This window comes from Deferrivibrio sp. (assembly GCF_055117995.1).
The window spans coordinates 1-20,449 of the sequence record NZ_JBSQOT010000007.1; the positions used below are offsets into that span (position 1 = coordinate 1).

Consider the following 20,449-nt stretch of genomic DNA (forward strand, 5'->3'; position numbering starts at 1 on the left):
TATCAAGGGCAAAGGCAGTTGTATAACTTCCTCTGATACCTAATTTTTCTTCATTTTTAAGAATTTCAACCCCTTCAGACTCAAGATCAACAATAAAAGCTGAAATACCTTTGTGTTGCAAGCTCTTATCTTTTGTCGCAAAAACTACCCCAATCCCTTTAAATCCACCGTTTGTAATAAAAATTTTGCTGCCATTTATGATGTAGTTATCACCGTCCTCTTTGTATGTAGTAGAGATATTAGCTACATCACTACCTGCTTCGGGCTCAGTAAGAAGAATACAGCCGATTTTTTCGCCGCTTGCAAGCTTAGGTAAAAATTCTTTCTTTTGCTCTTCGTTTCCAAACTGATAAATTGGGTCACATGCAAGTGAGGTGTGAGCTGAAATCATTACACCTGTTGAGCCGCAAGCTTTTGATACTTCTTCCACAACTATAATATAAGAAAAGTAATCAAGTCCGGCACCACCGTATTCTTCAGGTATATATGTACCAAGGAATCCCATTTCGCCAATTTTTTTCATCAAGTCAGAAGGGATTTCGTGGTTTTTGTCAATCTCTGTCGCAATTGGTCTGATTTCATTATTTACAAAGTCCTTTACAGTGTCTCTTAATACTTTGTGGTCTTGGGTTAATTCAAAATCCATAATATTTCCTCCTAAATTCCTTTAAAATTTGCTTTTCTTTTTTCTATAAATGCTGTCATGCCTTCTTTTTGATCCTGTGTAGAAAATAGATTGCCAAAAACTTTGCTTTCATAATGGTAGGCTTCATTGAGTGGCAGATTAATCCCATTTAAGATTGCATCTTTTGCCAATGCAACTGCAATCGGTGAGTTTGAAGATATTTTCTCTGCAGTTTTTAAAGCCATTTCAAGCAGCTGAGCTTTGCTGTCAAATACTTCATTGATTATGCTAAGGCTTTTTGCTTTTTCAGCCGGTATCATATTGCCTGTAAAGATTAATTCGTTGGCTATTTTTTCTCCAACAAGCCTTGATAGATTTTGTGTACCACCAAAACCTGGAATAATTCCGAGGGTTACTTCAGGAAAGCCAAATTTAGCATTTTGGCTGGCATAAATAATATCACAGGCAAGGGCCATTTCAAAACCGCCACCCAATGCATAGCCGTTTACTGCAGCAATCACTGGTTGAGGCATTTTTCTTATAAGCCTGAGGATATCGTGCCCTTTTTGTGCAAATTTTGCTGCTTCAATGGGTGACATGTTAGCCATTTCTTTTATATCGGCGCCTGCTACAAATGCTTTTTCCCCATCTCCGGTTATAACTACTGCACAAATATCTCTGTTTAGACTGATTTCATATAGGGAGCATTCTATCTCATTTAATACTTCCAGGTTTAGTGCATTGAGAGCTTCAGGTCTTGAGATGGTGAGTATTGATGTTTTATTTTTGGTGTCTGTTTTGATAAATTTATTTTGCATAAATTCCCCCTTATTTAATATTAGCACATAAAATCAGATAAATCTTTTTAACGTAAATGTCAAGTATAATATAACGCTATATTGAATTGATTGAACAAAAATTCAGGGACGTGCACTGTATGTTTTGCAATATTATGATATTTAAAGTATTACTGAAAATGTGTAGCGAATTACTGTGTGAAAAATATAGTTATATTTTCTTGACAAGTTGTAAAATTAAATATAATAGTGTGATTGATTGTAATTAACGTTAAGGTAAAGTATGGGTGAGGTTTATGAAGATTGATAATAAGGGATATTACCAGATAGGGGAAGTTGCCACGATGTTGGGTGTTACTACCAGGACTATAAGGTATTATGAGGAAATTGGACTGATGAGTCACCCCAAAAGGCTTGATGGTGGTATAAGAGTTTATGATAAGGATGATATAAAAAGGTTAAAATTTATTTTGAAATTAAAGGAGCTTGGGATAAGTTTGAAAGAGATGCAGGAATTGGCAGATATTTATAAAATACATCAAACGCCTGACAATATTATGCCAAAGCTTGTGGAAATTCTTGATTCTCATATTTCTAAAATTGATGCCAAAATTGCCAGGCTTGCTTCCCTTAGAAATGATATACTTGAATATAAGTCCAAAGTGATAGAAATAATGAAAAATAAATTTGGGGGTTAATTATGAAAAGAATTTTTATGCTTATGGTAGTTATGTTACTGCTTCCTTTATCTATTTTTGCGGTGGTTGTTGAGGATGTTAATATCCCTGACAATTATGTCCTGAATGGCAAAGAGCTTGTTTTGAATGGCTATGGATTAAGGAAAAAGTTTTTTATCAAAGTATACATTGGAGCCCTGTATCTGGAGAAGAAGTCCCAAAGTCCTGCTGAGATTTATGATATGGACTCAAAAGTGATTAAAATGCATTTTTTGTATAAGAAAGTTGATTCTTCCAAGATGAAAGAAGCTTTTGAGGATGGATTTAAAAATAATGGTGTTTCGAATATGGAGAGATTTAAACAATTTATAGATGTGTTTAATTTTGATGTCATGAAAGGGGATGAGATTGACCTCGTGTTGAGCGGTGATACTGTAATGGTAGTAAAAAATTCATCAAAGCTTGCTGAGTTTACTGATAAAGAGTTGGTGAATGCCGTTATGAAGGTATACATAGGTGAAAAGCCTGCTGATAGTGGTCTCAAAGATGGGATGCTTTCTAAATAAAAGAATCTGCTTTTTGAGTTGACACTTTTATCGCAATAATAATTTTGTCGGGGGGGGGCAAAATGCCCCCCCATTTTTTTAGTAGCGTATTCTCGTTTAACAGATACATACTGATGTATCGGTGTCCATATTTTTTTCAATAATTTTTATAAATGTCAAATGTCTTGCAATGCAATCAAAATATTCTTTAATAAATTTTTTATAAACTGCAAAATATTGATGTAATGACAGAATGTAAAGAGAATAATAGTAAAATAATGAGCATATGTCAATTTAATCCAAAATGAAATTAAAAATTTTTTTAGAACTGAATTAAAACTTTATTGTTTTAGTATATTTTATAACTAATTGTTGTTATATGTAAAAAAAGTTATTGTCATTTGTATATAAAAACCAGAGATTTTAATCTGAACAAAAGCTAAAAAAAATACTTGCATATGCTCATAAACTTGTATATTGTTTTCTTATAAATGAGCATAAGACAGTAACATTGTATACAGCAACAAGTCCTGGCCGGGTCTTAGAGTAAATATATGGTGGAGGTATGATATGAGAGTCGTATTGTTAGTGCTGGTATTTGCTTTAAGTGAATTTATAGTAGTAAATTCGGCAAGGTGTGAAATAAAAATCAATGTGCCAGAAGTATTTATCCAGTCTATGAAGAACATCAAAAAACAGTTTGAATCTGAAGATAAAGATAATAGTGTTATCGTTTTTGATGATGATTGCACGGTTTCTGCAAAAGATAATGTGAAAAAGATTTCCGAAACAGCAATTGATATTATACCTATGAAGTATATTGATGAGCATATGTCAAATAAATCTGCATCAGAATACGCATTTTTCATAACCTTTGCAACTGACAGAATGGTACTGGCTTATACCCAAAAAAGCAAGTATTCGACAGAAATTAACAGAGAAAATTGGCCTTCTTATCTCAGAAAATCAGAGGTAAAGTTTGGGCTTGTTAGCGACTTTACCAAGATTTGCAATGTAAGACAACTGCTTGCCTTAAAACTCTCACAGAGAAGTTACTTGCAGCCAAATTTATATGCTACTTTGTATAACAAGTCGCTTAAATATTCAAACGTCAGGGAGATTGTCGAAGCGTCACATCGAGGGGATGTTGATTATTTTATAACTTATAGGACTATCGCTATTGAAAATGGTCTTAACTACATTGAGTTACCTGATATGGCAAGCTTATCTAACGACTGTTATAAAGCTATTTACAACAATACTTACGTAGAGATTCCTCAAGAAGATGGGAGCCTAAAAAGATTAAGCGGGGACTGCATATATTTCAGTATTGCTGTTAAGAAAGGGTATGAAAATGACCCGGAAGTCACTGAGTTTTTAAATTATTTTCTTGGTGATGATGCAAAAGAGCTGCTTGAGTCGCATGGTTTTTACGTGGGGTTTTACCCGGAATTCAGAGGTGATCTAAAAAAATTAAGCTTTAGGCTTAGAGGGTTAGTAAATTATGCTGGATTTTGACTTGCATATGCTCATAAAAATTGTATATTGTATGCAATTTAGAATATATTGATATAGCAATATTGTGTGGTTTTTAAGTGGCATAAGCTAATAAATCATAGGGAGGCTTATTTTATGAGTTTTACCAGGCTAAAGTTAAGCAGAAGAAAATTTTTGGCTGCTTCTGGAGTTACCCTTGCTGCTGCCTCAATGGCAGGTGGCCTTAGTTCAATCAAGGCTGTAGCAAACGATGAGGCCAAGGGAAAATTAGGTGAGTTGGGCCGCAAATTTGTTCCATCATCATGTGCTATGTGTGTAAACAAGTGCGGGCTGATTGCTGAGGTAGTCAATGGAAAAATCAGGAAGCTCAATCCCAATCCAAAGTTTTTTAAAAGCAGGGCGATGCTATGTGCAAGAGGAAATGCTGGTGTGGAAGAGCCTTATAATCCTGATAGGCTTAAAGCTCCTTTGTTAAGAGTTGGCAAAAGAGGTGAAGGTCAATTTAAAGAGATAAGCTGGGACGAGGCATTTAAGATTGTTGCAAAAAATCTTGATGAAATTAAAAGAAAGTATGAAAACAGGTCTGCTGTTGCCTTTTATTCCACTGAAGGTTTTCAAGAAGAGTTTTTTCATTTTCTTGTTCAATCATATGGCTCTGCAAATACTGTAAGGCACCCGACTCTTTGCCTTTCCTCTGTTATTCAGGGTTGGTCTTCAGTGTTTGGTACTTACCCTGATGCTGATTTGACTCAAGCAGAATTTGTCATAATGCTTGGTGCTAACAGAGGTGAAGCGTTAGTAACTCCGGATTCGATTGATTTTCAAAAGAATAGACCAAAAGGTCAGAAGATAGTTTATCTTGATCCAAGATTCACTGTAACTGCAAGCAAGGCAGACAAATGGTATCCGGTTAAGCCAGGCACAGACCTTGCATTTATACTTGCAGTTACAAATGTAATCGTTGAAGAGGGACTATACGATAAAGAGTTTGTAGATAAATTTACTTTTGGTTTTGACAAATTAAAAGAGCATATAAAACCCTATACACCTGAATGGGCTGAAAAAGAGTGTGAAATATCTGCAAGTGAAATAAGATGGACAGCTCATGAATTTGCAAAATATGCACCAAGAAGTCTTGTCTATCCGGGAAGAAGAACTTCCTGGTATGTAAATGATGTTTATCTAAGGCGTGCATGTGCTATTTTGACAGCAATAGTTGGCAGCTTTGATGTACCTGGTGGTATAGTTCCAAAAAGTAGTATCCCCCTTGCAAAACATGATCCAATATTCCCATTTTTTGATATGTCAAAAGGGAGACTTGATGTAAGTTTTAAAGGGATAAAAGAGCTTTTGCCTGAAGATGAAAGGACTGCTGCAGGGCTTCCAACTGATTCCTGTACTTTTCTGGGGGAAAAAGATGGTAGCTGGCTTGCTTTCAGGGAAGCTGCGCTTCGCGGGGAACCTTATCCGATAAAAGCAATTATTGCATACAAGCAAAACCTTGTGGAATCTGCACCAAACAGGGAAAAAACTTTAAAACTTTTTGAGCAGATGGATTTTATCTGCACTATTGAAATACAGATGTCAGAGACAGCCTGGTATTCAGATCTTGTGCTTCCTGAGTCAACATATCTTGAAAGATGGGACCCATGTCATTCACTTTCTGGTATCTGGCCTATTGTTACATTCAGGCAGCCTGTAATTGAGCCTCTTTTTAATACAAAGTCAATGCATGAAATAGCTGCAGGGATTGTAAATGAAATGCTTAAAATTCCATCCCTTTGGGATGATGCAGACAGTGCTGATGTGGAAGACTTCAAGGCTACGCTTGTAGAAGAAATTTTGAATAAGCCAACGGAAGAGTTTGTAAAATATCAGCTTTCTAAATACCCTGGTGCTTTTGACCAAATTAAAAAAGAGGGAGTATTCTATCTTTCAGATAAACCGGTATATGGCAAGATGAGAAAAGAAGGGACAAGATTTAAGACAAAGTCAGGCAAAATAGAGCTTTATAATCTTAAATATGAAGAAAAGGGGCTTGATCCGTTGCCAGTTTACAGAAGACCTTCCCAGCCTGAGCCAGGGAAATACAGATTTATTCTCGGCAGACATGCATGGAATACCCACGCAGGTACACAGAACAACGAATATTTACATATGATTCAGAAAGAAAACTCACTCTGGATAAACACTAAAGAGGCTATAAGGCTTGGTATTAAAAGTGGTGACTATGTAAAAGTGAAAAGCAAGGTTGGTGAGCAGATTGTAAAAGCTTATGTGACAGAGAAAATAAGACCTGACTGCGTATTTTATGCACATGGCTTTGGGAGAATATCAAAAGGTCTTTCACTTGTTTATAAAAAAGGTGCTTCTCAGGCAGCAATACTGGAAGATAAAATTGAACCTATCTCCGGTAATGCAGCTATGCATGAAACTTTTGTAGAGATTAAAAAGGCTTAAGGAGCAGGAAATGAATGAGAAAAGATATGCAATTGTTTTAGATACAAAAAAATGCATAAATTGCAAGGCCTGTACTGTGGCCTGTAGAGCTGAGAATCATGTGCCACATGAAGAGGGAGCTTATAGAATATGGGTAACCGCGCTTGAACTTCAGGGTAAGTTTCCTGATTTACATCAGGATTATGAGCCTTCTCAGTGCCAGCACTGTCAAAATACCCCTTGTGAAAGTGTTTGCCCTACAAGAGCAACATACAAGTCGCCTGAAGGGGTAGTTTTGGTTGATTATGACAAATGTATATTGTGTAAAGCGTGTATGACTGCCTGTCCATATAATGCAAGATTTGTTCATGAACATCATAAGGCGATTGATAAATGTACTTTCTGTTATCACAGACTACCTGAAGGCAGAGAGCCTGCCTGTGTGGAAACATGTCCTACAAAAGTTAGGGTGTTTGGTGACTTAAATGATCCAAACAGCCAGGTAAGCAAGCTTTTGGACACTAATAGGTATTACCGTCTTAAAGAAGACAGAAATACCAATCCAAGACTCTATTATATAATTAAGTAAGGAGGAAAAAATGTCAACTCATGTAGAAAAAACAGGTAATAGTTTAATACAGATAAATCCAAGCAAAGCGCCTATCCCTTTCATAATAATAGGACTAATTTTGCTTGCTATAGGTGGTTATGCTACTTTGCAAGTGCTATTTAAAGGTCATGAAGCAGTTTATGGCGTTACAAGGGAAGTTCCTTGGGGACTATTGATATCCACTTATGCATATTTTGTAATTACTTCTACTGGATTAGCGTTTATCGGTGGTCTTGGTCATGCCTTTGGTTTTGAGAAATATTCTAAAGTAAGTAAGAGAATTGTAGTAATGGCGTTTGTAATCTTGCTTGCAGGTTTTACTCAGATTGGAATGGAAATTGGTCACCCTATAAGGCTTATGATTTATATGATATTGAGCCCTAATCTTTCAGCACCTATCGTCTGGATGGGAGTATTTTATGGTATAGAGCTTGTAATTCTTGCAATTGAGCTTTATCTTGTTTTCAAACCAAACCAGACAGCTAAAGATCATGAGACAGCAAAAGTAGTTGGCTTTTTTGCTCTTTTGGTTGGTGTATTTGCGACAAGCAACCTTGGATATGTTTTTGGTTCATTAAATGCAAGACCGTTTTATCATGGAGTATATTTTTCAACATTTCTCGTAATTTCAGGAATTACTGCCGGAGCAGCACTTTTAATGGTAATTCACAACATTATTTATGGTTGGAATATTCCCGAAAAATTAAATGGCACAATGAATGCACTTGGCAAAATTATGGGTATGGGGATTGCTTTAATGGCATTCTTATATCTTTGGAAGATTTTATCTTCAATTTATACTCAGCCAGGTGATGCATATTTGTCAGCTATGGCACTTATTAAAGGGCCACTTAGTAAAAATTTCTGGATTGGTGAGCTTGGGCTTGCAGTTGTTATTCCTTTCTTGATAATTGCGTTTACAAAGGCAAGAAACACAAGAGCCCTTGGAGTAGCAGGAATAATCTTTATGATTGGGCTATTTTTTACCAGATATGACTTTATTGTAGCTGGACAGCTGCCTCCAATGAGGAAAGCTCTTGAAGGGTCAGGGGTTGAAGCTGTAAATGGCCTTGTTCAATATTCCCCTTCAGCAGGCGAGTGGATGATATTTGCACTTGGTTGGGGACTGTTTCTATTTCTCTACTTTATGGCCGAGAAATTTTTAAACCTGGAAACAGAAGAGCATCACTAAAAGGAGCTGCAATGGCCAGAACAGATAAATTAAGGGTGGTCAGATCGTTACCATCAAAGCATGAGTTTAAGCCAAGTGGAGTGCCATCAGCAAGACTTAAGAAGATTGGGCTTACTCTGGATGAATACGAGGCAATAAGATTGGCTGACTTTGAAGGGTTCAGTCATGAAGATGCTGCAAAACTGATGAATATATCGAGACCAACCTTTTCAAGGGTAGTGGAAAAGGCCAGAAGGAAGCTGTCTGAATTTATAGTGGAAGGTAAAAAACTTGTAATTGAAGGTGGAAATGTTGAAATTGTTGAGGATAAAGAAGAGGGGAGCAGTTAGCTCCCCTTTAAATATTATTCATTAAGGTTAAGAAACTTTTCTGCTGCAAGGTAAAGGAAACAGCAGAAAGATATTGCTCCTATTACTATTGCAATTTCAGTGAAAGATGGAGTGTAAGTGACAAAACCACTTGCTGTTGCACCTTGGACGCCTGCTCCGGGTGTAGCAGCTCTCATTGGATAAAGCTGTCCGGCAATTACAAGGTCATATCTCATGAAAAAGATACCAATCACTGCTGATACAGCTGCTACAAGTGATGCTTTTATGTTGTTTCCTTTTGTGAATAGGATAATTCCAAAAGGTATTAAGAGTCCGAATACAGTCTCAAACAGCCAGAAATTTGTAGATAACTGACCAGTTAATAACTGCATTACGGTTTCATATTTTTCAGGTGGAGCACCGTAAATTGAGCTTATTAACTTCCAAATATCAAAGAATATCAATATTCCAATAAGAAGTCCGAATATTTTTGAGATACCAAGAAGTGCCTGCTGCTCTTTTACAGGCATATTAGCTGGCCCTTTGTGAGCTACATTAAGGATAATAATAATCAGGGCGCATCCTGATATAAGTGCTGACAGGATAAAGTATATAGGTAAATATGGGCCATGCCAGAAAGGCCTTGCCTCAAGAAGGCCGAAAACAGCACCTAAGTTAGAGTGAGCTGAAATACCTGCCAAGAATCCGCCAAGTCCTGCATAAAATGCACCTTTATGGTTGTGTTTCATCAGGAAGTAGAACTCAATAGCGATAAACACAAGGTAAACACCATAAAGCGTACCCATCCACCAGATTGCTGAATGAAAGTTAGGTGAAATTACGTTGTAAATCAGCATTCTGAATGGGTGCCCAAGTTCCATTCCGATTACGCCAAAACCACAAAGAAGTGTGAATATCGCAAGAATAATTGCCCTTTTGCCTATTACTTCATATTTTTCAATTCCAAATACGTGTCCCATTGATGAAATCAAACAGAGACCTGTACTGGAAACAACAAAAAATACATATGTAGAAATGAGTATCCCCCATGGCACAGTTCTTGTTACTCCAAGCGTCTCCTCATGTCCGTGAAGCAAAATATTGCCTACTCCGAATGCTCCAAGAAGAGAAACAAGGAGAAAAAATCCAAGCCACACATTGGAAATCCTTTTATTTCCTTCAAAAATATTAATGCCTATAGTTTCTGTACGGGTAGTCATAATTATCCTCCCTTATTATCTTATGTAGTATAACTTTGGCTTAGTGCCTTTTTCTGGCTTTAAGTTGAAGGTTTCATGTTCAACCAAAAGTTTTGACACTTCACTGTTTGGATCGTTAAGGTCACCAAATACCCTTACCTTTGGTGGGCAGGTTTCCACACAGGCAGGCTCCCTGCCTTCGGGTAGTCTGTGATAACAGAAAGTGCATTTGTCGATAGCCTTTATTTCTTCATTTACATATCTTGCGTCATATGGGCATGCAGTCATACAATACTTGCAAAGAATACATTTATTATGATCTACAAGTACTACACCATCCTCTGTCTGGTAAGAAGCTTTTGTAGGGCAGACATGCACGCATGGTGGATTATCGCACTGCTGGCACTGGGAAGGCTGAAAACTTCTTTTAATATTAGGAAAATGTCCCCTTACGGGCTTTTCAGCCACCCAGATTCTGTAGTTATAAAGCCCTGTTGGTACATGGTTTTCCATCTTGCAAGCCAGTGTACATGCCTTACAGTCTATACATTTTGTGTCATCAAGGACAATTGCGTATTTTTTATTGCTCATTTTGCACCTCTATTATACTTTTTGAATATCTACAAAGGTTTCGTGCATACATGCGTTTCCTGAGATTGTTTCTGCATAGTCATACAGAATAGCAGCTTCAGATGCACCCTTATTATAAATAAGGCTTAATCCCTTTGAAATACGTCCAAATCCGTGTACATAATATACTATGTCAGGTCTGATAAATTCAGTAGGCATAACTTTTACAATTTGCTCACCAGCTTTGCTTACTACCTTTACCTTATCACCAGCTCTCAAACCTCTTTCCAGAGCAACTTTTGAATTTATCCATAATGCGTTTTCGTAATCCCCATATGCTTCCAGAAGATAGATATTGTTCTGTGTTGAAGCATGAGTAAATTGGCCATGGCGACCAACTACAAATCTGAATTGCCCAGGTTTACCTACGGATGGTTTTTTGTAGACAGGAAGTGGGTCAAGCCCTTTTTCAGCGTATTTTACATTGTAAAGTTCAATTTTGCCTGTTCTTGTTTTAAATCTTGCTCCTTCAGCAAGCATTTTTCCATATTCTGGCTCTGTGGACAGATAAAATACGCCTTTTTCCTTCAACATTTCGTATGCGCCAGGATAGCCAGATAGGGATTCCTCTATTATGTGTTCCATTGGAACATCCATAGCTTTTATATATTTGGCTAAATATGCCCTGTCCTCATCGGTGGAATCTTCCCAGAATTCTGGCATATCATAGAACTTTTTGGCCAAATCTACTGCAATCTGGTGCATTGATTTTGTATCAAAAAGGGGCTCAATTACCGGCTGTCTTGCTACTACTATAGGTACTACACCACTTAAATTTTCAGCTGGATCCCACCTTTCAAGGTAAGTTGATTCAGGTAGTACTACGTCTGAATAAAAAGCGGTATCACTCATTGCCACATCAATTGTGCATACAAAATCCATCTGTTTTAAAAACTCAAGAGTCTTCTTTCTGTTTGGTACAGATTCAACAGGATTTTGTTTATAAATAAACATCCCTTTTAATGGATAAGGATTGCCGGCAAGGGCTGCATCTCTGTAAACTATCCAGCTTCCATCTTTTTCAGAAAGATATGCACAAGAATCTGTTGGCAAACTACCTGCTGTTTTAAACTCTTCAGGAAGTTTTTCCTCGAGAAATGGTAAAGTGCCATTATCAATTCTTTCCTTTGTAAAGTCATAAAGAGGAAATTCAAAGTCATGTTTTTTCAGCTTTATGCCTGATTTAGGGACAAGACCGCCTTTTCTGTCAAAAGCTCCGACAATTGCGTTCAGGATTGCACATGCTCTTCTGTAATATACGTCATTGGCATAAAAAGAACTTCTTCTTCCAGGGTACCATACGGACTGAGGAGCATTTTTTGCGAATTCTCTTGCAAGCCAATAAATTTCACTTGCCGGTATCTCTGTTTCTTTTTCAGCCCACTCAGCGGTATACTGTTTTACATGTTTTGCAAGCTCATCAAAACCATATGTGTACTTTTCGACAAAATCCTTGTCATAAAGATTTTCTGAAATAATGATATTTATCATTGCAAGCACAAGGGCAAGGTCTGTGCCGGGTTTGATAGGGTACCATTTGTCTGCTATAGCTGATGTTTTTGTAACTCTCGGATCAATGCACACAAGGGTCTGTTTTTTATGGTTTTTGGCCATATCAATTGTATCAGGAGTTATTATTGCTTCAGCTCTGTTTGAACCTGCCAACACAACAAAGTCAGCATTTAGTATATCTGCATCTGGGTAAGTGCCATATACTGAAGAATAACCTTGAATATTTGAAGCAAGACATAGGGTTGGGTGTCTTACAGTGTTGGTTGAACCGACAATATTTGCAAGATGAATGAAAAACTCTTCTTGGAATCCTTCGGTAGAAGCAAAACCTATCGCTGAGCGGTTTTCATATTTTTTGATGATTTTTAAAACATTTTCAGCAATGTAATTGTAAGCTTCTTCCCAGCTTACTTCCTTAAACTGACCTGAACCTCTTTCGCCAACTCTTATAAGAGGTTTTTTCAGTCTGTCAGGGTCATAAGGGACTTTTGCGCCAGCATTTCCTCTTGCACATAGCATGGCCCTGCTTTTGAAAAAGTGTGGGTTAGGGTTGAGTTTTCTTATGACACCATTGTTAACTTCTGCTACAAGACCACATTTGTTAACACAGATGGCACATGAGCTGTAAACAAACTTTCTCCCTTTTGTGTTTACCGGATTTTCTTTGGTGTTGCTTGAAGCAACTGCCTTGAGAGAAGATAGGCTGGAAGCAGCCGTGGCAGTAGCCAGAGCAGCACCACTTAAAGTAAGAAACTTTCTCCTACTTAGTTTGGCTTTTGATAAAGACATTGTTGCCTCCCTGTTGTTTAGTGATAAAACTTATTTTAGCTTATGTTTGAAATAAAAGTTATGACAATAACTGTCAATACTTTTTTTGTTATATATATGAAGGCTTTATAGCAAATGCTCAAAATTTTGATAAAACAAGATAAATCGACTCTTAAAGTATAATTAAAAGCATATGACAATAATATTTTGCGCAGATGTTTATTTGGTTATATGAATGGAGTCTGTACCTTTAAAGGACATTCACAACCCTGTCCGCAACGCTTTCTTTTGATAATTTCCTTTGAATTACACTGTGGGCAAGAGATATTTTCAGGGATGAATCCGGAATTATCTTCCCATTCGTGACCACAATTAATACATTTTAATTCACGGCTGTGGAATTCTATATATTCGTCGCAGGCAATTTTTATTATTTTACCATTTGTCAGTGCGTCAGTAACTAATTTTCTTGCCTGTTCAATTATTCTGCCAAACGTTTGTCTTGAAACTTTCATTGATTCAGCTGCGTCTTCCTGGGAAAGGCATTCAAGGTCTGCAAGCCTCATGGCTTCCAATTGGTCGATAGTCATCTCGATTGTCGGCACTTCAGGGCAATCATTGCATAAAGGCCCAAATCTGAAAAATCTTGGGCGGTGTCTTACAAGTCTTGGTTTAGGGGGTCTTGACATTCATGCCTCCTTTAATGAACTTATGTTTGAATACCAAGTTTTCGGTCATATGTCAATAAAAAAATCATACAAGATTTATAGGCATATGCCCTATATTTAAAAATTCAAATATATGAAATTTAAAAAATAAATAAGAGCAGATGCTCAAAAATGGTAAAATTTATTTTAATTTGTTTTTAAGTTTTAAATGTGCTAATCTTTAATTGAATATGATTTAAGGTTACGGAATCTTTTTTTGATGCGGAGTGTCATCTAAAAATTATGGAAAAGATATTTATAGGCAGGCAGCCAATTGTAGATTCAAGTCAAAGTATTTACGGGTATGAGATGCTCTTCAGGGATGATAAATACAACAATATTGCTATGATAGAAGATGCATTTCAGTCTATAGCGATGACACTTATAAATATATTTGAGCGCTTTGGTGTAGAAAGTCTTTTGAACAATGCCACAGGATTTATCAATGTCAACAGGGATTTTTTGCTCAGTGAGTTTGTTGAGCTTATTCCGAAAGATAAATTTGTTCTTGAAATTCTGGAAAATACTGTTGTGGATGATTACCTGGTTAGCAGAGTGTGTGAGCTTAAAGCTTCAGGCTATAAGTTTGCTCTTGATGACTTTGTTTTTGATGCAGATTATCTTGATAATTTTGGCAAACTTCTTGATAAGGTAAACTATATCAAAGTTGAATATCCAAGGGTAAAACATGACAATCTTTCGGTGAAGCTTAAAATATTAAACAAACTCCCCGCAAAGCTTCTTGCTGAAAAGGTGGAGACTTTTGAGGAGTATGAAAAGTGTAAGGCAGCGGGATTTCACCTTTTTCAGGGTTTTTTCTTTGCAAGACCCACAATTCTTGAAACAGATACCGTTGACCCCTCCAAACTTACAGTAATAAAAGTAATAAATATGATAAATAAAAATGAAAGTATAAAGAAGATTGTTGATATTTTTCAGACAAATCCGGTGTTAAGTTATAATTTTCTTAAATTTGTAAATTCGGCGGCATTTTTTTTCAGATCACGAATAAAATCAATAAGGCATGCAATAAGTCTTATAGGTATGAGGAAATTGCAAAGCTGGCTTATGCTTTTAAGTTTTGCCCATAAGGGTAAAAATGCAGTCAATTCACCTTTATTTCAGTCGGCCGTTGTCAGAGCAAAAATGATGGAATTTGTTGCATCAAAAGTATTTAAAAACGATGAGGAAAAAAAAGATACGGCGTTTTTGATAGGCCTTTTTTCTCTTGTGGATGTTCTTTTTAATAAACCAAAAAGTGAGCTCATAAGAATGCTTGGGCTTGATGATGAGATTGAAATGGCACTGCTTCATTATGAAGGAATTTTTGGCAAGATTTTAAAAGCGCTGGAATATGATGAATTTGAAGTTTATGACAATTTGTTAATGGTGCTTAATGAACTTAACATCGATTATAATACATTTAGTGAGGCAAAATTTAACAGCTATTCATGGTTAAACGAGCTGATGTCTTCAATATGAATTTCAAACTTCCTGGCTGGATATCATTTTATAAATAGCAAACTGCTTTGCAATTCTTCCGCTTCTGCCGCCCCTTTCGATTGCAAAATTTTCTGCTTCTTGCTCAAACTCATTATCCGAAGGCACACCATATTTATCAAAGTAAAGTTTCACTATTTCAAGGTATTCACTTTTCTTGAGAGGGTAAAACCCGATTGTTAATCCAAATCTTGCAAAAAGAGACGATTTTTCGTTTAAATCATCTCGTGAATAAATGTCGCTGCTTTCATATGCCCTTTCAGCTATCAGGTGTCTTCTGTTTGATGTGGCAACAAACATAACATTAGAAGGAGGTTCTTCAAGGCTACCTTCGATTACTGATTTAAATCTTCTAAAAAGTGCATCGTCATCGTCAAACGAGATATCGTCAAAGTAAACAATAAACTTGAAATGATAATTTTGTCTTATTATTTCGTATAATTTAAAAATAGAAATTATTTCTTCATCAAGAAATTCAATTATTTTAAGGCCACTTTTCTCAAATTTTTTAACAATTGATTTTATCAGTGAAGATTTTCCACACCCTTTTTCCCCCCACAGGAGCATATTCAAGAAAGGTCCATTATTTACAAATGATTGGATGTTTTTTACAGCAAGTATTTTTTGCCTGTCTATGCAAAGCAAATTATCAAGCTCATTTTCTACAGAAATATCAATAGGCGCAAGCTCACACCATAGCCATCTAAAAGCGATGTTACTATTTAGACTCATAGAATTTTGGCAACCTCTTTTGCAAAATAAGTTAATATAAGGTCAGCTCCGGCTCTTTTTATAGATGTTAGAGTTTCCAAAATAATTCTGTCTTTATCAAACCATCCTCTTTCAATTGCCCCCATAATCATGGAATATTCTCCACTTACGTTATATGCTGCCAAAGGTACATTGTAGGTATCTTTTGTTTCTCTGATAATATCAAGATAAGCAAGGGCAGGTTTTACCATAAGGATATCTGCACCCTCCAAAAGGTCGAGCTCTGATTCCCTTATGGCTTCCAACCTGTTTGCAGGGTCCATCTGATAGCTTCTTCTATCACCAAAATTAGGAGTACTTTCTGCCGCATCTCTGAAAGGTCCATAATAAGCTGAAGCAAATTTTGCAGAATAGCTCATTATTGGAATATTTTCAAAACTGTTAGAGTCAAGGATATCCCTTATTGCCATAATTCTGCCATCCATCATATCGCTTGGTGCAACCATGTCAGCACCGGCTTTTGCATGGCTAAGGGCTTCAAGGGCAAGGTATTTGAGTGTTTCGTCATTGTTGACGTCATTGTCTTTTATAATTCCGCAGTGCCCGTGACTTGTATATTCGCACATACATACATCAGTAATGATGTACAGATTTTTGGTATTTTGTTTTATTGCCCTGATGGCATTTTGGATTATTCCATTTTCGTTGTAAGCCTCGCTTCCTAATTCATCTTTATGTTTAGGTATCCCAAAGAGGATAATCGCTTTTATGCCAAGCCTCTCAAGCTCAATGCATTCTTTAACGGTATTTTCTATATCCATTTGATATATTCCGGGCATTGAAGGTATTTCCTTTTTGACCCCATCATATTCGGTAACAAAGAGCGGATATATCAAATCGTCAAGTGTTAATTTTGTTTCCCTTACAAGGCTTCTTATAAGTTCATTTTTTCTTAGTCTTCTTGGTCTGATAACAGGAAAGCTCATTTTGTCCTCCTTAATTCTTGTAAAAGCAACACAACCCCATATATGGTATATTCTTCGGGGTAGTATGAGTCTATATTTAGACTGTTTTTTAAAAAATTATAAGTTGTTTTCCCTATTGATATAAAATTTAATTTATTGATAAAACTATCCTCGTGAAAGTTCATAAAGAAACTCTCTGCTGCAGACGGAGATGCAAAAACAACCGTGTCAATTTTGTTTTCAGCAATAAAATTTTTCACATAACCACTTTCATATTTAATTTTACTGGTTTTATAGATAGCTACAGTTTCCACCAGGGCGCCATATGTGATAAGGTGATTTTTTAATTTATCTGAATGGGTCTCAGGTACCGGAATCAAAATATTTTTATCCTTTACATCTATATTTTCAAAATAATTTATCAGTCCGTCCGCTGAAAATTCACCTTGAGGGACGATTGCGTCGATACCGTAATTTTTTAGAAATTCCGCCGTTTTGCTGCCAACTGCTATATATTTTATTGCCCTGGCATCGGATTTATCCATAAAATATTTTACGGCATTTATGCTTGAAAATATTATGAAGTCATAAACCTTTTTCCTGACATTGAAATTCAGCCCCGAAGTTTCAATCATAGGCAACAAAAATGGATAAAAAAGATTACGTGACAAAAGGTTTATAAAATCAACAGACTGCTCTGGCTGTCTTGTAATCAAAATGTTTCTAAAAGCCATATCTATGAGTAAACTTCCTTCAAAATTTCTTTTCCGCCATTATTCAATATCTTTTCGGCAATTTTTTCGCCTAAATTTTCTGCGTTTTCAATGGTGTCATCCCCTTCTTCAAATAAGTGTTTTTTGCCGTCAAGTGAGGATAAAAGGGCTTTCAGGTGGATTTTGTTTTCTTCAATTGTAGAAAAACCTGCTATGGGTACCTGACACCCCCCTTGCAATTTTTTTAGAAAGGCTCTTTCGCATTTTGTCCTTATCATTGTAATATCATCATTTATAAAAGAAACTATTTCCTGTGTCGCCTTGTCATCACCTCGAAGCTCTATGCCAATTGTCCCCTGACATACAGCTGGCAAGATATCGCTTATGGAAATTGTTTCTTTTATGTATTCCGTGAGTTGGAGTCTCTTAAGACCGGCTTTTGCAAGAATTATAGCGTCAAACTCACCGTTAAGCATTTTATTTATTCTTGTGTCAACATTTCCTCTTAAGTCTTTTATCGTAAGGTCACTTCTGAGTTTTAAAAGCTGCAGCTTTCTTCTCAAACTGCTTGTTCCTACAACTGCACCTTTCGGTAATTCTCTAATATTGTTATACTTTACTGACAAAAAGGCGTCGTTTGGTTCTTCCCTTTTTGGGGTTGCAAACAGAGTAAGACCTTCAGGTAACTCCATAGGAACATCTTTCATGCTGTGTACAGCAATATCTGCACTACCATCGAGCAAAGCATTTTCGATTTCTTTTACAAACAGACCTTTTCCGCCAATCTTGGCAAGAGGGGTATCCAATATTTTATCCCCCTGAGTTTTTATGATTTTAAGCTCAACCCGTATATCTTTGTGTTTTTCTTCAATAAGGCTTTTTATGTAATTTGATTGCCACAGGGCAAGTTTACTCCCTCTTGTACCTATTATTAGCTTTCTCATTTATTCTCCTTTTAAATTAAATAATATTTCCACTGCCTCAGCTAAAGTGTATTTATCACCGCTTACCCCTAAATTTTTAAGATTCGTAAGGGGGGTATGCAGGGCTTTGTTCAGGTAAGATGTCAATGCATAATTTAATAGCTGCTCATCAATGCTCCCTTTGTATTTTTCCATAAGTCTTTTGATTTCGGTCTCCCGTATTTGTTCAAAATAGCTGCGAAGCCCTTTTATCGCAGGTACTATTTTTAATGATTTTATCCAGTATAGAAAATCTTCAACAGCTGCATCCACCATTTGTAGCGCTTTTACAGCTTCTTTTTCTCTTGCTTTTTTATTGGCTTCAACAACACTTTTCAAATCATCAATATCGTAAACATATGTATTTTCAATTTCATTGATTTTAGGGTCAATATCCCTTGGGACAGCAATATCTATAAAAAACATTGGTGAATATTTTCTTTTAATCATAATCGATTTGACATCTTCATAGCTTACGATGAAATTAGGAGCACCGGTTGAACTTATTACAATATCAGCATCCATAAGGTATTCTTTAAGATTTTCAAAAGGTTTTGCAATACCTGAAACTTCTCTGGCAAGATTTTCAGCTTTTTCAAATGTCCTGTTAGTGATTACTATTGAGTTGATATCTGTTGAAGAAAGATGTTTTGCTGCAAGCTCACACATTTCACCAGCACCTATTATGAGGGCTGATTTGTTTTTTAGACTACCGAAAATCTTTTTGGCAAGTTCAACTGCGGCATAACTTACAGAAACCGGATTTTCTGCAATACCTGTCTCGGTGCGCACCTTTTTGGCAATTTTTATGGTAGATTCTTCCAGTTTTTTTAAAAATCTGTCAACCTTTCCATAAATTTTTGCAAAATTGAATGCATCTTTTACCTGACCAAAAATTTGCGGCTCACCCAGCACCAGGGAATCAAGCCCGCAGGCGACTTTAAATAAATGTTTAATCGCATCCTTTCCGCAATAAGTGTATGTGTGATTTTTAAGCTCACCGATTTCTATGTTGCTTTCCTCAGCCACGATTTTAAGCACGCTTTCAATATTGCATAAAAAATCATCTGTTACGAGGTAGTATTCGACCCTGTTGCAGGTTGATAAAATAAGTGCTTCATAAATCCTTTCATTTGCAAGGATATTTGTGTAAATCTGCTCAAGTTTTTCCTGGGGTACTGCCAGACATTCCCTCAAATCAACAGACGCTGTATTGTGATTTAAACCAACTACTGCAAGTTGCATATTTCACCTTAATAAAAAATTGGCTACACCGTGATATGTCAACAGTATCAAAATAATTCCAATAATACTTAATGATGCTGCTTGTTTTGGCGTAAGCCCTCTAATTTTTTTTATGATTATTATTATAAAAAATATTATCCAGGTGATAAATGAAAATATTAGTTTTGATGAGAGGATTAATGTGCCATTCCACTCGATCAGCCCCCATATTATCCCTGAGATAATTCCGCCGGAAAAGAGCACAAAGCCTGTAAATATCGAGAAATTATTAAGGTTGTTTATTGTTTCAAGAGGTGGAAAATTTTTGAAAATCAGGCCAAAGTTTTTGTTTTTAAGTTGTCTTTCCTGCATAAAATAAAGAATCCCGCATAGTGCTGAAATAAGAAAAAATGCAGTACCTCCTATTGTAAGAGGAAGATGGATGTATATCCAGAATGTAGATAAGTGTTGTTTCTTGTAGACAATATTTTCAGATAAAAAGCCTCCTACACCGGCAGCTATTATAAATGGAAGAATCAATAGCGATAAAAATGGCCTTTTATATTTTACAAATAAAATAACATATCCGGTACCGAGAAAAAACATTGTCATACTGAGAATATCAAAAAGAGTTGATGCAGGGAATTGTTTTAGCGATACCCATCTGAGTATTATGGTTAAAAAGTTTAACATCACAGAAATAAACATTGATATTTGTGAAAAAATGTATAGTTTTCTGCTGTTATGGAAAAAATGTAAAAGGATAAGCAGGAAACTTGAAAGGTAAGCAAACAATGTCAAACTGTAAAGCATCTTTACCTCTTAATAAAAATGTTTTTTATTACTTGAAAGAGTGTAATATAAAGAA

The 20,449-nt window shown here is 36.2% G+C and carries 20 protein-coding genes; 8 read left to right on the forward strand and 12 right to left on the reverse strand.

Features of this window, described 5'->3' with window-relative positions; all coding sequences use genetic code 11:
• Together ACTCAF_RS03325 and ACTCAF_RS03330 are read right to left on the reverse strand one after the other, a co-directional pair.
• Positions 1 to 646: acyl-CoA dehydrogenase family protein (locus ACTCAF_RS03325; protein WP_463061879.1), on the reverse strand; the 646-nt coding region annotated here is incomplete at its 3' end.
• Positions 647 to 657: 11 nt separating this feature from the next.
• Positions 658 to 1,443, reverse strand: a complete 786-nt coding sequence (locus ACTCAF_RS03330) for an enoyl-CoA hydratase/isomerase family protein (RefSeq protein ID WP_463061880.1) — start codon at positions 1,441 to 1,443, stop codon at positions 658 to 660.
• Positions 1,444 to 1,718: 275 nt separating this feature from the next.
• On the opposite strand from ACTCAF_RS03330, the gene ACTCAF_RS03335 reads away from it, so the two are divergent.
• The 7 genes from ACTCAF_RS03335 (at position 1,719) to ACTCAF_RS03365 (ending at position 8,711) form a co-directional block, all read left to right on the forward strand.
• The gene (locus tag ACTCAF_RS03335) at positions 1,719 to 2,120 is read left to right on the forward strand and encodes a MerR family transcriptional regulator (RefSeq protein WP_463061881.1); all 402 of its coding nucleotides are present in this window, start codon (positions 1,719 to 1,721) and stop codon (positions 2,118 to 2,120) included.
• A 2-nt stretch (positions 2,121 to 2,122) separates the two neighbouring features.
• Positions 2,123 to 2,665, forward strand: a complete 543-nt coding sequence (locus ACTCAF_RS03340) for a chalcone isomerase family protein (protein WP_463061882.1) — start codon at positions 2,123 to 2,125, stop codon at positions 2,663 to 2,665.
• A gap of 549 nt (positions 2,666 to 3,214) precedes the next feature.
• Positions 3,215 to 4,162 carry a substrate-binding domain-containing protein gene (locus ACTCAF_RS03345; protein WP_463061883.1) on the forward strand — a complete coding sequence of 316 codons (948 nt, stop codon included), beginning with the start codon at positions 3,215 to 3,217 and terminating at the stop codon, positions 4,160 to 4,162.
• Positions 4,163 to 4,276: 114 nt separating this feature from the next.
• Positions 4,277 to 6,601 (forward strand): molybdopterin-dependent oxidoreductase, encoded by a 2,325-nt coding sequence (locus ACTCAF_RS03350; protein ID WP_463061884.1) that lies wholly within the window; start codon positions 4,277 to 4,279, stop codon positions 6,599 to 6,601.
• Between the two features lie 10 nt (positions 6,602 to 6,611).
• A complete protein-coding gene (locus ACTCAF_RS03355) occupies positions 6,612 to 7,169 on the forward strand; it encodes a 4Fe-4S dicluster domain-containing protein (RefSeq protein ID WP_463061885.1) in 558 nt (185 codons plus the stop codon).
• 10 nt (positions 7,170 to 7,179) lie between these two features.
• Positions 7,180 to 8,382, forward strand: a complete 1,203-nt coding sequence (gene nrfD / locus ACTCAF_RS03360; RefSeq protein WP_463061886.1) for an NrfD/PsrC family molybdoenzyme membrane anchor subunit — start codon at positions 7,180 to 7,182, stop codon at positions 8,380 to 8,382.
• Between the two features lie 11 nt (positions 8,383 to 8,393).
• On the forward strand, positions 8,394 to 8,711 hold the full coding sequence (locus tag ACTCAF_RS03365) for a DUF134 domain-containing protein (RefSeq protein WP_463061887.1): 318 nt from the start codon (positions 8,394 to 8,396) through the stop codon (positions 8,709 to 8,711).
• Positions 8,712 to 8,725: 14 nt separating this feature from the next.
• On the opposite strand, the gene nrfD (ACTCAF_RS03370) is transcribed toward ACTCAF_RS03365, so the two are convergent.
• The 4 genes from nrfD (ACTCAF_RS03370) to ACTCAF_RS03385 all read right to left on the reverse strand — a co-directional run bounded on the left by nrfD (ACTCAF_RS03370) (position 8,726) and on the right by ACTCAF_RS03385 (position 13,488).
• The gene (nrfD, locus tag ACTCAF_RS03370; RefSeq protein ID WP_463061888.1) at positions 8,726 to 9,910 is read right to left on the reverse strand and encodes an NrfD/PsrC family molybdoenzyme membrane anchor subunit; all 1,185 of its coding nucleotides are present in this window, start codon (positions 9,908 to 9,910) and stop codon (positions 8,726 to 8,728) included.
• 15 nt (positions 9,911 to 9,925) lie between these two features.
• The gene (locus ACTCAF_RS03375; protein WP_463061889.1) at positions 9,926 to 10,480 is read right to left on the reverse strand and encodes a 4Fe-4S dicluster domain-containing protein; all 555 of its coding nucleotides are present in this window, start codon (positions 10,478 to 10,480) and stop codon (positions 9,926 to 9,928) included.
• Between the two features lie 12 nt (positions 10,481 to 10,492).
• Positions 10,493 to 12,820 (reverse strand): molybdopterin-containing oxidoreductase family protein, encoded by a 2,328-nt coding sequence (locus ACTCAF_RS03380; protein ID WP_463061890.1) that lies wholly within the window; start codon positions 12,818 to 12,820, stop codon positions 10,493 to 10,495.
• A gap of 206 nt (positions 12,821 to 13,026) precedes the next feature.
• Positions 13,027 to 13,488 carry a DUF134 domain-containing protein gene (locus tag ACTCAF_RS03385; protein ID WP_463061891.1) on the reverse strand — a complete coding sequence of 154 codons (462 nt, stop codon included), beginning with the start codon at positions 13,486 to 13,488 and terminating at the stop codon, positions 13,027 to 13,029.
• Between the two features lie 261 nt (positions 13,489 to 13,749).
• On the opposite strand from ACTCAF_RS03385, the gene ACTCAF_RS03390 reads away from it, so the two are divergent.
• The gene (locus tag ACTCAF_RS03390) at positions 13,750 to 14,988 is read left to right on the forward strand and encodes an EAL and HDOD domain-containing protein (protein WP_463061892.1); all 1,239 of its coding nucleotides are present in this window, start codon (positions 13,750 to 13,752) and stop codon (positions 14,986 to 14,988) included.
• A gap of 3 nt (positions 14,989 to 14,991) precedes the next feature.
• Here ACTCAF_RS03390 and ACTCAF_RS03395 read toward each other — a convergent pair whose 3' ends face one another.
• From ACTCAF_RS03395 to ccsA, 6 genes are read right to left on the reverse strand one after another with little or no spacing between them, the layout of a single operon-like run.
• Positions 14,992 to 15,738, reverse strand: a complete 747-nt coding sequence (locus tag ACTCAF_RS03395) for a DUF815 domain-containing protein (RefSeq protein ID WP_463061893.1) — start codon at positions 15,736 to 15,738, stop codon at positions 14,992 to 14,994.
• On the reverse strand, positions 15,735 to 16,703 hold the full coding sequence (hemB, locus tag ACTCAF_RS03400; protein ID WP_463061894.1) for a porphobilinogen synthase: 969 nt from the start codon (positions 16,701 to 16,703) through the stop codon (positions 15,735 to 15,737). Before hemB ends, ACTCAF_RS03395 begins: the two co-directional genes overlap by 4 nt.
• Entirely contained in the window at positions 16,700 to 17,416 is a 717-nt protein-coding gene (locus ACTCAF_RS03405) for a uroporphyrinogen-III synthase (RefSeq protein WP_463061895.1), read from the reverse strand. The genes hemB and ACTCAF_RS03405 overlap by 4 nt, the downstream gene beginning before the upstream one ends.
• A 2-nt stretch (positions 17,417 to 17,418) precedes the next feature.
• A complete protein-coding gene (gene hemC / locus ACTCAF_RS03410; protein WP_463061896.1) occupies positions 17,419 to 18,339 on the reverse strand; it encodes a hydroxymethylbilane synthase in 921 nt (306 codons plus the stop codon).
• Positions 18,340 to 19,602, reverse strand: coding sequence for a glutamyl-tRNA reductase (hemA, locus tag ACTCAF_RS03415; RefSeq protein WP_463061897.1), 1,263 nt, complete (start codon positions 19,600 to 19,602; stop codon positions 18,340 to 18,342).
• Between the two features lie 3 nt (positions 19,603 to 19,605).
• Positions 19,606 to 20,394 carry a cytochrome c biogenesis protein CcsA gene (gene ccsA, locus ACTCAF_RS03420; RefSeq protein WP_463061898.1) on the reverse strand — a complete coding sequence of 263 codons (789 nt, stop codon included), beginning with the start codon at positions 20,392 to 20,394 and terminating at the stop codon, positions 19,606 to 19,608.
• Between the last annotated feature and the right edge of the window lie 55 nt (positions 20,395 to 20,449).

What these genes read in the sequence shown, in the direction of transcription:
- ACTCAF_RS03385 (WP_463061891.1), bottom strand. Translation starts at nt 13,488, where the DNA reads ATGTCAAGACCCCCTAAACCAAGACTTGTAAGACACCGCCCAAGATTT.
- ACTCAF_RS03395 (WP_463061893.1), bottom strand. Translation starts at nt 15,738, where the DNA reads ATGAGTCTAAATAGTAACATCGCTTTTAGATGGCTATGGTGTGAGCTT.
- ccsA (WP_463061898.1), bottom strand. Translation starts at nt 20,394, where the DNA reads ATGCTTTACAGTTTGACATTGTTTGCTTACCTTTCAAGTTTCCTGCTT.
- hemC (WP_463061896.1), bottom strand. Translation starts at nt 18,339, where the DNA reads ATGAGAAAGCTAATAATAGGTACAAGAGGGAGTAAACTTGCCCTGTGG.
- ACTCAF_RS03365 (WP_463061887.1), top strand. Translation starts at nt 8,394, where the DNA reads ATGGCCAGAACAGATAAATTAAGGGTGGTCAGATCGTTACCATCAAAG.
- ACTCAF_RS03330 (WP_463061880.1), bottom strand. Translation starts at nt 1,443, where the DNA reads ATGCAAAATAAATTTATCAAAACAGACACCAAAAATAAAACATCAATA.
- ACTCAF_RS03350 (WP_463061884.1), top strand. Translation starts at nt 4,277, where the DNA reads ATGAGTTTTACCAGGCTAAAGTTAAGCAGAAGAAAATTTTTGGCTGCT.
- ACTCAF_RS03390 (WP_463061892.1), top strand. Translation starts at nt 13,750, where the DNA reads ATGGAAAAGATATTTATAGGCAGGCAGCCAATTGTAGATTCAAGTCAA.
- nrfD (WP_463061888.1), bottom strand. Translation starts at nt 9,910, where the DNA reads ATGACTACCCGTACAGAAACTATAGGCATTAATATTTTTGAAGGAAAT.
- ACTCAF_RS03380 (WP_463061890.1), bottom strand. Translation starts at nt 12,820, where the DNA reads ATGTCTTTATCAAAAGCCAAACTAAGTAGGAGAAAGTTTCTTACTTTA.
- ACTCAF_RS03375 (WP_463061889.1), bottom strand. Translation starts at nt 10,480, where the DNA reads ATGAGCAATAAAAAATACGCAATTGTCCTTGATGACACAAAATGTATA.
- hemB (WP_463061894.1), bottom strand. Translation starts at nt 16,703, where the DNA reads ATGAGCTTTCCTGTTATCAGACCAAGAAGACTAAGAAAAAATGAACTT.
- ACTCAF_RS03355 (WP_463061885.1), top strand. Translation starts at nt 6,612, where the DNA reads ATGAATGAGAAAAGATATGCAATTGTTTTAGATACAAAAAAATGCATA.
- ACTCAF_RS03345 (WP_463061883.1), top strand. Translation starts at nt 3,215, where the DNA reads ATGAGAGTCGTATTGTTAGTGCTGGTATTTGCTTTAAGTGAATTTATA.
- ACTCAF_RS03335 (WP_463061881.1), top strand. Translation starts at nt 1,719, where the DNA reads ATGAAGATTGATAATAAGGGATATTACCAGATAGGGGAAGTTGCCACG.
- hemA (WP_463061897.1), bottom strand. Translation starts at nt 19,602, where the DNA reads ATGCAACTTGCAGTAGTTGGTTTAAATCACAATACAGCGTCTGTTGAT.
- nrfD (WP_463061886.1), top strand. Translation starts at nt 7,180, where the DNA reads ATGTCAACTCATGTAGAAAAAACAGGTAATAGTTTAATACAGATAAAT.
- ACTCAF_RS03340 (WP_463061882.1), top strand. Translation starts at nt 2,123, where the DNA reads ATGAAAAGAATTTTTATGCTTATGGTAGTTATGTTACTGCTTCCTTTA.
- ACTCAF_RS03405 (WP_463061895.1), bottom strand. Translation starts at nt 17,416, where the DNA reads ATGGCTTTTAGAAACATTTTGATTACAAGACAGCCAGAGCAGTCTGTT.